The sequence below is a fragment of the Microbacterium sp. IEGM 1404 genome (genome assembly GCF_030056775.1).
Classification (GTDB): Bacteria; Actinomycetota; Actinomycetes; order Actinomycetales; family Microbacteriaceae; genus Microbacterium.
Map to the genome: position 1 here is coordinate 444,153 of NZ_JASHKP010000001.1, position 12,941 is coordinate 457,093.

Sequence of the window (12,941 nt, forward strand, 5' to 3'; positions counted from 1 at the left end):
CCGATCCGATCAGCCCCCGAGCTGCCCCGGGTGCATCAGCCGCCACCACAGCGTGGGCGGTTCCAGGTCGCCGACGACCTGCAGGTCCGACGAGACGCTGTGCGGGCCGGCCGTCCACGTGACCGTTCCAACCTTCTCGCCGTCGGCCCAGGTCTGCGGCTGCTCGATCTGCACGGACGGTGTGATCGGCGTGTCCGACCAGGTCCGGATCGCCGCGGTGCGCGTGAGCACGACGTGCGCCTCCGCTCCCCACGCGGTCGTGATCGTCCCGAGATCCTGGCCGGGCAAGGCGACCGCGACGTCGTGGAATCCGGCCTGCACGCTCTTCAAGAACGCCGCCACGTCTTCATCGGTGGAGTCGTGCGTGGCGCCGCCGAGCCGTACGCCGGTGATCTGCAACGGCGCTTCGACCCCGACGTCGAGCAGCGAGCTGAACAACAGGTTGAACGTTCCCTCGCCGAGGTTGCCGGTCTTGAGACCCCGCACCCCCGCGGTGCCGAGGAGGTCGTTCGTGTTCGTCACGAAGCCCGGTCCGGTCGGCAGCGAGATCGAGGGGAGCGCCACGATCGCGGCCAGGGCGGGGTTGGACTCGGCGATCTTGCCGAGGGCGATGAGGTCGCTCGGCGTCGACGTGTTGCGGTCGTCGAGGCCCGTGGCATCCACGATCCGGGTCGAGGTGAGGCCGTTCGCATCCAGCCACGCGCGGGCCGCGTCCACGTAGGCACCCTCGGAGCCGTACCCCCAGCGCGCCAGGGCGACCGCGTAGTTGCTCGCCGAGGGGAGCAGCATCGTTGCCAGCGCGTCATGCAGGGACAGTGTCGTCCGATCGGGCATCTTCGCGATCGTCGCGCCGAGCACGTAGAACTGGTCGTAGAGGTCGGTGTCCGCCTCCGTGAACGCCACGGTCGGGCCCGGATCGTCAGGCCCGTCGAGGGGATGCCGGTCCAGGACGACGAGCGCGGTGATGAGTTTGGCGACACTCGCGATCGGACGCGGGTCATTGCCTCCGGAGGTGGCCCACGCACCGTCGGTGTCGGCGCCGAGGTACTGCTCTCCGCCCACCACGCTCACGCGCATCGATCCCGATGACGGCAGGCGCACGGTGGCGGCCTCGCCGGCGGTCACGCCCGGGGATTGTGTCGCCAGCGTCGGCGCCGGGAGCGGGGCGCTGGACGCCCACCACACGTACCCTCCGGCACCGCCGAACACCGCGAGGATCGTCACCAGCACCACCACGAGCGCAATGCGACCGGCTCTGCCGGAACCGGATGCCGCCGGTGCCTCGTCCATCAGATCGGAGAACCGATTCAGCTCGTCCGTGCCATCCTGCGTCTGCCCCATGTGATCCCCCGCGTCGAACCCTAACCGTTCGTGGGACGAGATCGGAGCACACCGTCCTACAGGCGTTCGGCGAACACCACGTGGTTGTCGAGATAGGAGCCGGCATCCCGGTCGAAGATGCCTCCGCACGTGATGACCCGGAGCTCGTCGCGCGCGGTCGCGCCGAACACGCGGGCCGTGGGAAACGCGGCCTTCGGATAGTCCGCGGTCTCTGTGACGCGGTAGCCGTGCACGCGCCCCTCGGCGTCGTACACCTCGATGACGTCGCCCACGGACACTTCGTCGAGTCGCTGGAAGACCGCGGGGCCGGTGGGGGAGTCCACGTGCGCCGCGATCACCGTCGGGCCCGTCCCGCCCGGACGCCCGCCGCCGGTGAACCAGCCGACGTCGTCGTAGTCGACGGGCACATCCATGGCACCGTCCGCGGCGAGCCCGAGCTCGATGAGCGGCTCATCGAGACCGAGCACGGGGATGCGGACGCGGGTCGGGGCGGCGGCCGTGACAGACGCAGGTGCCGCGCTCGCCGCGGCGGAAGCGGGGGTCGGCCTCGGCGCGGCGTCGGAGGGCGTGACGATGGTTGGTGCGGCGTCGGTGGGTGCGGCGCCCGCGCACCCGGTGCAGATCCACACCGCCGCGAGTGCGAGGACGCGCGCACCGCGCAGCGGTCGTCTGGTCGAGACGACGCGCTGCGCGCCACGCGACGGCGAGGTCACCGCGTCGAGACCGCGCGGCGACGGTGCAGGACGACAGCCCCGGCTGCCAGAAGACCCGCACCGCCGAGAGCCGCCGAGACGACGAGCGGAGCCGTGCCGGCCTCGACGGATCCGCCGGCACCGGTGTCGACGCCGCCCACGGGGATCTCGGTGAGCTGACCGCGAACGACACCGGCCGGCGAGCCGACGGTGTGCGAGTCGCCCGTGAACCCGCTCGGGTTGGCCTCGATCTGCGCGAGCGAGAACCCGTCGCCGGTGTCGGCACCGTTCGCCTGGACGCCGGTGGTGAAGGGGCCCTGGAGGCAACCGGACGAGGTCCGCGGTCCATCGCCGGCGGGGGTCGGGTTGGGGAACGCGATGCGCGGCGGTCCGGCCTGACCGACCGCGGCCTCGTGGATGTGCGTGGCGGTCTTGGCGGGGCTCTGGTAGTCGCCCGTCACGCCCTCGAGCCGGATGTCGTAGCAGATGATGTCGAGTTCGGAATTGATGCGGAACGTGAACGTCCCCGTCGCGCCGGCCTCGCCGGGGGTCGCGACGCCGTCGTTGTTGATCACCTGGTCGGGGGTAGCCATGACCGTGAATGCGCTCGTGAACTCCGCCGGCTCAGCGACTTCGGTCTCGGCGTGTGCCGGCGTGCCGAACGCGAGGAGCGCCACACCCGCGAGGGCACCGATCGCGAGGGGGCGGGCGTACGTCTTCTTCGTCATCATCGTGCCTTTCGATCGGGACCCTCGTGGGCCGCTTGCGGGGTGTACGTCGGCGACCGGCCGCGCGTTCATCCGTCGCGCAGCGTCGGTGGTGAACGTTTCCCGCCTCGCGGACGTATCTCTTGCCGAGGGACGGCGCTTCGCTGCCGATAGCCTCGGAGAGGACGGGCGATGAGCTGGACACCCGCGGAAGACGAGGGAGCCCGCATGCCGATGGCGCGACGGCATCCGACTCCATTCGATGTCCGCAGCGCCTTCCGGGAGCATGGCGGCTCGCTGCTGGGGTACGCCGTGAATGCGCTCCGCGATCGGCCGCTCGCCGAGGACTGCGTGCAGGAGACCTTCCTCCGGGCCTGGCGGGCGCGCGACCGGTTCGATCCCGGTCAGGCCTCGACGAGGACCTGGCTCTTCTCGATCGCCCGCAATGTCATCGTCGACGTGCTGCGTGCCCGGGCGCGCCTGCCATTGCTCGGCGATGACGCCGAACTCGAGCACCGGGCCGTCGAGGCCATCGACCCCCTGGAACGGCTGCGCATGCTGGAAGCGCTGTCCGTGCTGAGCGAGGCGCATCGCACGGCCGTCGTCGCCGTTCACCTTCACGGGCGCTCGTACCAGGAACTCTCGGATGCCACGGGCGTCCCGGTGTCCACATGGCGCACCCGCACTTTCCACGCGCTCCGCGCGCTCCGTACGCACCTCGAAGAACTGGAGGACTCCGATGCGCACTCCCGATGACCGGTGGGCCGAACTCGTCGCCGCAGCGCTCGCCGGCGAGCTCAGTGCGGCCGAGACCGTCGAGTTCGACGAACTCCGCCGCAACGATCCTCGGCGTGGGGAGGAGTACTCGAGCTTGCAGGGGGTCGCGCAGCGCCTGCGCCACGGCGATGTGACCTGGGTGGCACCGAGGGACACATCGGAGCTGGAAGACCGGATCCTGGCATCCATCCAGAGGGAGAATGCCGTCGGCGCGGCGCCGTCGCCCGGCGCGCGTGTCGGCACTCGTCGCAGGCGAGCGTGGCTCACCCCGCTCGTGGCCGCGGCGTGCCTCCTGATCGGTATCGTCGTCGGCGTGAACAGTGCGGGGGCGTTCACTCCCGCGATCCCGGTAGGCCCGCCCGGAACCCTCGGTGCGCTCGAACAGATCCAGGTCAGCGACGACACGGCCGGGGTCGACGTCGACGCACAGCTGGTGGCGCATACCTGGGGCACGGAGGCCTACCTCGAAGCCCGCGGGTTGAACGTGGGCCGAACGTACGAGCTGGTGTTCGTCGCGGCCGACGGGGAGACGTTCACCGCGGGAGAGGTGCTCGGCTCGGAGGTCCCGATCGTTTGCCGAATGAATGCCGCGGTGCTGCGCGGTGACACCGTGCGGATGGAACTGCGCGACGGCCCGGACGTGGTGGTCGCCCACGCGGACCTCCCGCGGGTCTGACCGCTTCCTCACCCGTGCCGGAAGGTCAAGCCCCCCGGCCGTCCGAGGAACCGCGCCTACCGTGGCGTCATTCGGGAAATACCCGGCCACCAAGCGGAGGGAGTCGACATGGGACTCGACGACAAGATCAAGAACACCGCAGAGGACCTCGCCGGCAAGGCGAAAGAAGGCTTCGGCAAGGCCACCGGCAACGAGCGTCTCGAAGCCGAGGGTCAGGCGGACCAGTCGAAGGCTGACCTCAAGCAGGCCGGCGAGAACGTCAAGGACGCCTTCAAGTAAGCGGTCCTCCGAACGCCCCGACCACGCCGGTCGGGGCGTTCGTCGTTTCCGGGCTCCGGGATCGGGATAATGGCCGGATGACCGATGTCGCCGCGTCCGTGACCACCGCCGTGTCCGGAACCCCCGTCGTCCTCCGCGCCCACGGCTATGAAGCCTCGATCGCGAGCGTGGGCGCCTCCCTCCGATCCCTGACCCACGAGGGGCGCGACCTCGTCGTACCGTTCGACGCCGACGAGGTGCGCCCGTACTTCCGCGGCGCGACCCTCGCCCCGTGGCCGAACCGCGTCGTCGACGGCGTGCATCGTTTCGGCGGTGGAGAGCACCGGCTCGCGTTGACCGAGCCGAATCGCGGCCACGCGCTTCACGGACTCCTCGGGTGGGTGGACTGGGACGTCGTCGACGGTGACGACGCCTCCGTGACCCTCACCGCAACGGTCCCCGCGCAGGACGGCTACCCGTGGTGGGTCGAGGTGACCACGACGTACAGCCTCGGCGCGGACGGGCTGACGCAGACCGTCCGCGCCACCAACCGGTCCGAGACCCCCGCCCCGTGGGGAACCGGGCCGCACCCGTACCTGGTCGCCGGTCCCGCACCCCTCGACGCGTGGACGTTCGCGCTGCCCGCCGACACCGTGCTCGAGGTCACCCCCGATCGTCTCGCGCCGGTGGGCGTGGCATCCGTCACCGTCGACGCCGAGCGGTTCGACTTCCGCGCTCCGCGGGAGATCGGCGAGGTCGAGATCGACCACGCGTTCACCGACCTGACCCGGGATGCCGACGGGCAGGCGACCGTGACGCTCACCGACCCGTCGTCGGGCACGGGTGTCGCGATGACGTGGGACGCGGGATGCGCGTGGGTGCAGATCCACACCGCCGACCGTCCCGAGGGGCCCGACCACCCGGCGCACCGCGCGGGACTGGCCGTCGAGCCGATGACGTGCGCCCCCGACGCCTTCAACGACGACGCCTACGACTTCGCCACCGGTGTCGTGGCTCTCGCCCCGGGTGAGAGCCACGAAGTCGGCTGGACGATCTCCGCGCGCTGAGACGAAGAACGCCGCCCCGGTCATCGGACCGGGGCGGCGTCGTTCCGCGTGGATCAGACGACCTGCGCGCCGCACATGCCGCAGTCACCGCCGGCCGAGACCTCGACGAAGCAGTCGGGGCACATCGCCCGCGTGGGGCGATCGGTGACGGGCGTGGGCTTCGGGGACGCGGTGCGCCGCTCGGCACGGGGTGCCGACGCACGGGCCTTCTTCAGCTCGATCGGGGCGGGCGGCGCGGGCGCCGGCGCCGGCTTGTGCGCGTCGCAGTAGAACCGGACGAACCCGCCGTGGTGCTTCGGGTGGCGGTGCTTGACCGCCCACAGCTCGGTGCGGTCGAACAGCTCACCGTCGGCTCCGCACCCGACGCAGCGGGTGGGCTCACCGGGCACGACATCGGCGACGACGACGGGGACATCGAAAGCGATGGCATCCCGCCAATCCGCGGACGAGACGATCTTCATGGGGGACCCTTCTTCGGCGGTTCGGGCCGCCTCCCTCTCAACGGTACGCGCCCTCGGAGGGACGCGGGGACGTCCGTTGCGTACACAGGGGGTGGACAGCGCCGGAGAGCCCCCCGATAGGTTGGAAGGAATTCCCCCCTGCGTCGCCTCGGGCGGCGCCCATCGAAGGAGAAGCATGGAAATCGCCGCTCTGGGGGCGATCGGTCTCGTCGTCGTCATCGCTCTCGTCGTCGTCATCGTCGTCATCCTGATCATCGCCGGGCTCATTCGCGGCTGGTACCGCGTGGCCAAGGCGGACGAAGCCCTGGTCATCGTCGGTAAGCGCCAGAAGGCCGCCGACGGGAACTCCTCGCGCATCACCGTCATCACCGGCGGCGGCGCCATCGTGAACCCCCTCACGCAGCGCGGCGAGATGATCTCGCTGCGCGCCCGTCAGATCAAGATGGAGCCGACGGCGCAGTCGTCCAACGGCGTCACCGTGAACGTCAGCGGCGTGGCTCTCGTGAAGATCGGATCCGACCCCGAATCGGTGCGCCGTGCCGCGGAGCGCTTCGCATCCCAGGACAAGGCCATCGAGCAGTTCACGACGGAGCAGCTCGAGGGCGCGCTCCGCGGCGTCGTCGCGACGCTGACGGTCGAGGAGCTCATGCGCGACCGGCAGCGGCTGTCGGACCAGATCGCCGAGGGCATCAAGGCGGACCTGTCGTCTCAGGGCCTGATCCTGGATTCGTTCCAGATCCAGGGCGTCACCGACAGCAACGGCTACATCGCGGCGCTCGGCGCCACCGAGGTCGAGCGCGTCAAGCGCGAGGCGGAGGTCGCGCGCATCAACGCGGTGCGCGAGATCCGCGCGCGGCAGATCGCCACCGACGAAGCGAACCTCATCGAGCAGACCGCGCTCGACAAGAACAGCGCCGCGGCGAAGGCCGAGGTCGGCCGTGCCAACGCCGAGGCCGAGCAGGCCGAAGCGCTCACGCGCGCGGAGCGCCGCCAGGCGGTTCTGCAGCAGGAAGCGCAGAACACCCAGGCGCGCCTGGAGTCCGAGGTCGCCCGCGTCGCCGACGCCGACCTGTACCAGCGGCAGAAGGATGCCGACGCCGAGGCCTACGCACAGATCAAGGCCGCGGAGGCCCGCGCACAGATCGCCGAGCAGGAAGCCGCCGCCGTCCGCGTGCGCGCCGAAGCCGACGCCCAGTCCGTGCGTCTGGCCGGTGAGGCGCGCGCCGAGGCGATCCGCGCCGAGGCGGAGGCTCTCTCGCACAACCAGGAGGCCCTGCTCGCGCAGCGTGCGCTCGAGGCCCTCGTGCCGATGATGGCCGAGTTCGCCAAGGGGTACGACCGTGTCGGCAACGTCACCGTCCTCGGCGGCGACGGCGCCAGCGGTCACCTCGCGGCGGAGTCGGCGGCGGGACTGCGGTCGTCGTTCGAGGCCGTGCGCGCGGCGACCGGCATCGACCTGACGGCGATCATCCAGGGGCGCGCCGTGGCCGATGCGTTCGCCGACGCGTCGCGGCGCCCCGCCGAGCCGGAGACGGTCGCGGCGGCGACGTCGGCGCCGACGGCGTCCGAGCCCGGCGCCTGACGGGAACGGACCGTGCCCGAGGCACCCGAGGTCGAGGCGCTCACGCGGTTCCTGCGTGAGCGCCTCACCGGACACGTCGTCGTCGCCGTCGAGCTGGCGGAGTTCCGCGCGCTGAAGACGCGGGCCCGTCCCCTCGAGGAACTCGTCGGTCGTTCGGTGACCGGGGTGGAGCGCTATGGCAAGCACATCGACGTCGACCTGGGTGGGAGCCACCTCGCGATCGGCTTCGGCCGCGCCGGCTGGGCGACGTGGGGCGACGGCGACGTGGCATCCGCTCCGCCCGAAGGCGCGGCCCTCATCGCGACGGTGACTTTCGACGACGGCGTGCTCGGCATCACCGACGCGGGCGACTGGCTCTCCGTCCAGCTCCACGTCGTCGACGACCCGCTCGATGTGCCGGCCGTGGCCAAGCTCGGACCGGATGCCGCCCGTCCGGCGTTCTCACGCGACGACCTCGTGCACGCCCTCGGTAAGCGCCGGAAGCAGCTGAAGGCCCTCCTGCAGGAGCAGGAGTCGCTCGCGGGCATAGGCAACGCCTACTCGGACGAGATCCTCTTCGTCGCGCGGCTCTCGCCGCTCGCGCACGCGGCGTCGCTCGGCGACGACGAGGTGACGCGCCTGTACGAGGCGCTGCGTCTCGTTCTGGATGAGGCGGTGGAGGCGCGCCGCGGGGTTCCGATCGCGGAGCAGAAAGCAGCGAAGGTCGCCGCTATGCGCGTCCACGGCCGCACGGGAGAGCCGTGCCCCCGAGGGGACGGCGTCATCGAGGACATCCCGGGGACGAAGGGCGGCGGCCAGTACTGCCCGTCCTGTCAGGCGTCACCGGCCTGAACGGAGCGGGGCCCCGAGCCGTAGCCCGGGGCCCCGCGAGGGTGGGATCCTCACGCCGTCTGGCCGGAGTGCTTCCCCTCGGCGACCTCTTCGATCAGCTTCGCGTTGAACGCGGGCAGGTCGTCGGGATTGCGGCTGGAGACGAGGCCCTGGTCGACGTGGACCTCCTCGTCGACCCACGTGGCGCCGGCGTTGCGCAGATCCGTCTGCAGCGTCGGGTAGCTGGTCAGCGTGCGGCCCTTAAGCACGTCGGCTTCGGTCAGGATCCAGCCGCCGTGGCAGATCACGGCGACCGGCTTGTGCTGGTCGAAGAACGCGCGGGCGAAGTGCACGGCATCCTTCACGATGCGGATGTCGTCGGCGTTCTGCACGCCGCCGGGGAGCACCAGAGCGTCGAAGTCGTCGGCCGTGGCGGATCCGACGGGCAGGTCGATCTCCTGCTCGTGGCCCTTCTCGCCCGTGACCGAACCGTCGGCGGGGGAGACGAGCACCGCCTCGGCACCGGCCGACGTGACCGCGTCCCACGGACTCGTGAGCTCGCTGTCTTCGAAGCCGTCGGTGAGCAGGAAGGCGATGCGCTTTCCGGTGAGGTCCGTCATGGGGACTCCTCTCGATGGGGGCGGGGATGCCACCACGCTAGGAAGGGTGGCGAGCCCGCGGACGGGGGTTGCGGATACCGATCGCCCGGGCTACAGCAGCGCCGCCGGGACCGCGGCCCGTTCGGGCGCGCGCGGGCGTAGCATGGAGGGATGTCCGGTGAGACCACCCCTGAGACCGAGACGCCGTCGAAGCCGCTGATCGCGTTGCTGACGCCCCCGGCCGACGACGACGCCCCCGCTGCCTCCCGCTGCTGCGGCGGCGGTTCCTGCTCGCTGAACTGACCGCGACCTCGACGCGTCGCCGAGGCCGCGCCTCGGTTCAGTGTGTCGGCACTGCCGCGCCCTCGATCTGGTCGGCGGGCTTGCGGATGAGGAACGCGCCGACGATGAGGGGCAGCGAGACGATCGCCGCGATCATGAATGCGGTGCGCGCCCCCGCCGCGTCGCCCTCGACGCCTCCGCCCATTCCGGCGGACACCCCCGACATGACCGTCACGAGGAGCGCGATGCCTGCCGCTCCGGCGACCTGCTGCACGGTTCCGACGACCGCGGAGCCGTAGGAGTAGAAGCGGGGCTCGAGCGACCCGAGGGATGCCGTGAACAGCGGCGTGAACGACAGGGCGAGCCCGATCGACAGCACCGTCTGCGCCACGACGAGCAGCACGAAAGATGTGTCGGTGCCGACGGTCGCGTAGAACCAGAGAACGACGCTGGTGATGACGGCGCCGGGGATCAGCAGGATCTGCGTGCCGCGTCGGTCGTAGATGCGGCCGATCAGGGGACCCGCGAGCCCCATCGCGAGTGAGCCGGGCAGGACCGCGAGGCCGGTCTCCAGCGCGGTGCGTCCGAGGACGTTCTGCAGGTAGAGCGGCACCAGCGTGATCGCGCCGAAGAACGCGAGCGACATCACGCCGAGCTGGACGACCGAGAGTGTGAAGTTCAGCGAGCGGAACACGCGCAGGTCGAGCAGGGCGGCGTCGGAGCGCTGCAGGCGCACCTGGCGCCACCCGAACAGCGCCAGGGCGACGATGCCGACCGCGAAGGACGCGACGAGCGTCACCGTCGCGGTGGCGCCGGCATCCCCGGCATCCGTCGATCCGCCGTGACCGCCGCCGATCTGACTGAGGCCGAAGACCACGCCGCCGAAACCGAACGCCGACAGGATGACCGAGAGGACGTCGATGGGCGCTTCCCGCGTCTCGCCGAGGTTGCGGATCCAGCGGGCACCGACGAACAGGGAGACCAGGGCGATCGGGAGGACGATCCCGAAGATCCAGTGCCATCCGAGCGAGTCCAGGACCACGCCCGACATGGTGGGGCCGATCGCGGGGGCGAGCGCCATGACGATGCTGACGCGTCCCATCATGCGGCCGCGGTGCTGCGGGGGCACGATCGTCATGAGGGTCGTCATGAGCAACGGCATCATCATCGCCGTCCCGGACGCCTGGATGACCCGCGCGGTGACGAGCAATTCGAACCCGGGCGAGAGGAACGCGACGAGGGTGCCGAGCGAGAACAGGGTCATCGCCGTGATGAAGATCTGGCGGGTGGTGTAGCGCTGCAGCAGGAAGCCCGTGACGGGGATGACGACGGCCATCGTGAGCATGAAGGCGGTCGTCAGCCACTGGGCCGCGACGGCCGTGATGCTCAGGTCGCGGATGAGGTGCGGGATCGCCACGTTCATCGTGGTCTCGTTGAGGATCGCCACGAAGGCGGCCACGAGCAGCAGCCAGATGACCCGGTTCTGCTCGGCCGTGACCCCCGACGCCGAGGTCGGGGGAGCGGTGGGTGTTCCGGTGGTGGCGGCCATGGCGAGATCCAATCCAGGGAGGGCGTCGTGGCGTCACGGAAGGCGACGGACGTGCGGGGTAACCGCGGGACGCGGCCCCCTATTCCCGGTCGACCGAGGGAGCCCGGTGTCGAGCGGCTGTGCCGAGTCTATGGGGGACCCCCGACATCGCTCCTCGCGTCCCGGTGTCCCCGGTCGGACGTAGGCTGACCCGCATGAGCATGGGCGGCATGGGCGGAGGCATGTTCCGCGGCGTCTACGCGGAGACGCAGCGGCAGCGCAATGCCGAGGCGCCGCGCGTGCCCGACCTGGGCCGCCGCGTGGCGTCCCTGTTCCGCCCCTACCGTCGACGCATCGCCATCACGGTGATCCTGGTCGTGCTGGGCGCCGCGGTCGCCGTCATCCCGCCGCTGCTCGTGCAGCGCATCTTCGACGACGCGCTCTTCCCCGTCGACGGTTCGCCGGTCGACCTCCGACTCCTCACCGGGCTCGTCGCGGCGATGATCGGACTCTTCCTCCTGTCGGGCGGCCTCGGTGTCGCGCAGACGTGGTTCACCGCCACGGTCGGCAACCGCGTCACCGGCGACCTGCGCGCCCGCCTCTTCGATCACCTGCAGGCGATGGAGCTCGGCTTCTTCACCCGGACGAAGACCGGTGTCATCCAGTCCCGTCTGCAGAACGACGTGGGCGGCGTCTCGGGCGTACTCACCAACACGGTGACGAGCATCCTCGGCAACTCGGTGACGGTGGTCGCCTCCCTCGTGGCGATGATCCTCATCGACTGGCGCCTGACGCTGATCGCCGTCGTCATCATGCCGGTGCTCGTCCTCGTGCAGCGCCGCGTCGGGCAGGTGCGGGCGCGGATCGCCGCCCAGACGCAGGAGTCGCTCTCCGAGCTGTCCGCGATCACGCAGGAGACCCTGAGCGTGTCCGGCATCCTGCTGTCGAAGTCGTTCAACCGGCAGCGCACCGAGTCGACCCGGTACGACGCCGAGAACGCCAACCAGGTGCGCCTGCAGGTGCGGCAGGCGATGAGCGGGCAGCGCTTCTTCGCCGTGGTGCAGGTCATCATGGCCAGCGTTCCGGCGATCATCTACCTCGTGGCCGGCATCCTCGTCGGGAGCGGCGCGGGCACGCTCACCGCGGGCACGATCGTCGCCTTCACGACGGTGCAGGCGCGGTTGCTGATGCCGCTCATGGGCCTGATGCGCGTCGCCCTCGACGTGCAGACCTCGTCCGCCCTGTTCGCGCGCATCTTCGAGTACCTCGACCTGAAGCCCGCGATCGCGGACGCGCCCGACGCGATCCCGGTGTCGGAGGCGCCCGGCCCGGTCGGTCGCATCGAGTTCCGCGACGTGGTGTTCCGGTATCCCGACGCGCCCGAGCAGGCGCGACCCACGCTGGGCGGCGTCTCGTTCGTCGTGGAGCCGGGGCAGCACGTCGCCTTCGTCGGGCCGTCCGGCGCGGGGAAGACGACGATCCTGTACCTGACGCCGCGCATGTACGAGGCGAGTGGCGGAGCGGTGATGTTCTCGGGCGCCGACGTCCGCACCCTCGAGCGCGCGTCGATCATCGACAACATCGGCATCGTCTCGCAGGAGACGTACCTCTTCCACGCCTCGGTCCGCGAGAACCTGCGGTACGCCAAGCCCGAAGCGACGGATGCCGAGATCGAGGCGGCCTGTCGCGCGGCCAACATCCACCACGTGATCGCCGGGTTCGAGGAGGGCTACGACACGATCGTCGGCGAACGCGGCTACCGGCTGTCGGGCGGCGAGAAGCAGCGCATCGCGATCGCCCGCGTGCTGTTGAAAGACCCGCCCGTGCTCCTGCTCGACGAGGCCACGAGCGCCCTGGACACGGTGTCCGAGCGCATCGTCCAGGAGGCACTGGAGACCGCGGCGCACGGCCGCACGACCCTGTCGATCGCCCACCGCCTCTCCACGGTCATCGGCGCCGACCGCATCCACGTCGTCGACGCCGGACGCATCGTCGAGTCGGGCACCCACACCGAGCTCCTCGCCGCGGGCGGACTCTACGCCGGGCTCGCCGCCGAGCAGCTCGCCGCGTCGTTCGTGCTCACCGAAGAAGAGCGCGACAGCGTCGATCTCGCTCGCCCCGCCCTGGTCTCGCGTCGCGGCGACCAGCCACCGGCGTAGGC

General features: G+C 70.9%; 14 protein-coding genes. 8 read left to right on the forward strand and 6 right to left on the reverse strand.

Translation table 11 applies throughout. The annotated features are described in order from the left end of the window. Positions 1–9: 9 nt before the first annotated feature. From QM517_RS02340 to QM517_RS02350, 3 genes are read right to left on the reverse strand one after another with little or no spacing between them, the layout of a single operon-like run. Entirely contained in the window at positions 10–1,341 is a 1,332-nt protein-coding gene (locus tag QM517_RS02340) for a D-alanyl-D-alanine carboxypeptidase family protein (RefSeq protein ID WP_283284906.1), read from the reverse strand. Between the two features lie 56 nt (positions 1,342–1,397). Further along, positions 1,398–2,054 carry a class F sortase gene (locus QM517_RS02345; protein WP_283284909.1) on the reverse strand — a complete coding sequence of 219 codons (657 nt, stop codon included), beginning with the start codon at positions 2,052–2,054 and terminating at the stop codon, positions 1,398–1,400. After that, positions 2,051–2,761 carry a CHRD domain-containing protein gene (locus QM517_RS02350; protein WP_077052656.1) on the reverse strand — a complete coding sequence of 237 codons (711 nt, stop codon included), beginning with the start codon at positions 2,759–2,761 and terminating at the stop codon, positions 2,051–2,053. Before QM517_RS02350 ends, QM517_RS02345 begins: the two co-directional genes overlap by 4 nt. A 171-nt stretch (positions 2,762–2,932) precedes the next feature. Between QM517_RS02350 and QM517_RS02355 the strand changes: the two genes are divergently transcribed. The 4 genes from QM517_RS02355 to QM517_RS02370 all read left to right on the forward strand — a co-directional run bounded on the left by QM517_RS02355 (position 2,933) and on the right by QM517_RS02370 (position 5,518). Further along, entirely contained in the window at positions 2,933–3,496 is a 564-nt protein-coding gene (locus QM517_RS02355; RefSeq protein ID WP_278102009.1) for an RNA polymerase sigma factor, read from the forward strand. Further along, positions 3,480–4,193, forward strand: coding sequence for an anti-sigma factor (locus tag QM517_RS02360; protein ID WP_077051819.1), 714 nt, complete (start codon positions 3,480–3,482; stop codon positions 4,191–4,193). Before QM517_RS02355 ends, QM517_RS02360 begins: the two co-directional genes overlap by 17 nt. A 108-nt stretch (positions 4,194–4,301) precedes the next feature. Beyond that, positions 4,302–4,472, forward strand: coding sequence for a CsbD family protein (locus QM517_RS02365; protein WP_077051818.1), 171 nt, complete (start codon positions 4,302–4,304; stop codon positions 4,470–4,472). Between the two features lie 77 nt (positions 4,473–4,549). Continuing rightward, positions 4,550–5,518: an aldose 1-epimerase family protein gene (locus QM517_RS02370; protein ID WP_283284913.1), complete on the forward strand. Its 969-nt coding sequence runs from the start codon at positions 4,550–4,552 to the stop codon at positions 5,516–5,518. Between the two features lie 53 nt (positions 5,519–5,571). Here the strand turns inward: QM517_RS02370 and QM517_RS02375 are convergent, their stop codons facing one another. Next, on the reverse strand, positions 5,572–5,979 hold the full coding sequence (locus QM517_RS02375) for a hypothetical protein (protein WP_283284915.1): 408 nt from the start codon (positions 5,977–5,979) through the stop codon (positions 5,572–5,574). Between the two features lie 175 nt (positions 5,980–6,154). Between QM517_RS02375 and QM517_RS02380 the strand changes: the two genes are divergently transcribed. Continuing rightward, positions 6,155–7,561 carry a flotillin family protein gene (locus tag QM517_RS02380; protein ID WP_283284917.1) on the forward strand — a complete coding sequence of 469 codons (1,407 nt, stop codon included), beginning with the start codon at positions 6,155–6,157 and terminating at the stop codon, positions 7,559–7,561. Positions 7,562–7,573: 12 nt separating this feature from the next. Beyond that, positions 7,574–8,392 carry a DNA-formamidopyrimidine glycosylase family protein gene (locus QM517_RS02385; RefSeq protein ID WP_283284920.1) on the forward strand — a complete coding sequence of 273 codons (819 nt, stop codon included), beginning with the start codon at positions 7,574–7,576 and terminating at the stop codon, positions 8,390–8,392. Positions 8,393–8,442: 50 nt separating this feature from the next. Here the strand turns inward: QM517_RS02385 and QM517_RS02390 are convergent, their stop codons facing one another. Then, positions 8,443–8,991: a type 1 glutamine amidotransferase domain-containing protein gene (locus tag QM517_RS02390; protein ID WP_283284922.1), complete on the reverse strand. Its 549-nt coding sequence runs from the start codon at positions 8,989–8,991 to the stop codon at positions 8,443–8,445. Between the two features lie 150 nt (positions 8,992–9,141). Between QM517_RS02390 and QM517_RS02395 the strand changes: the two genes are divergently transcribed. Next, the gene (locus tag QM517_RS02395) at positions 9,142–9,273 is read left to right on the forward strand and encodes a hypothetical protein (protein WP_272918309.1); all 132 of its coding nucleotides are present in this window, start codon (positions 9,142–9,144) and stop codon (positions 9,271–9,273) included. A gap of 37 nt (positions 9,274–9,310) precedes the next feature. Here QM517_RS02395 and QM517_RS02400 read toward each other — a convergent pair whose 3' ends face one another. Further along, complete coding sequence (locus QM517_RS02400; RefSeq protein ID WP_283284924.1) at positions 9,311–10,801, reverse strand: MDR family MFS transporter; 1,491 nt, start codon at positions 10,799–10,801, stop codon at positions 9,311–9,313. A gap of 200 nt (positions 10,802–11,001) precedes the next feature. Between QM517_RS02400 and QM517_RS02405 the strand changes: the two genes are divergently transcribed. Continuing rightward, positions 11,002–12,939, forward strand: a complete 1,938-nt coding sequence (locus QM517_RS02405; RefSeq protein WP_303655365.1) for an ABC transporter ATP-binding protein — start codon at positions 11,002–11,004, stop codon at positions 12,937–12,939. Positions 12,940–12,941: the final 2 nt, after the last annotated feature.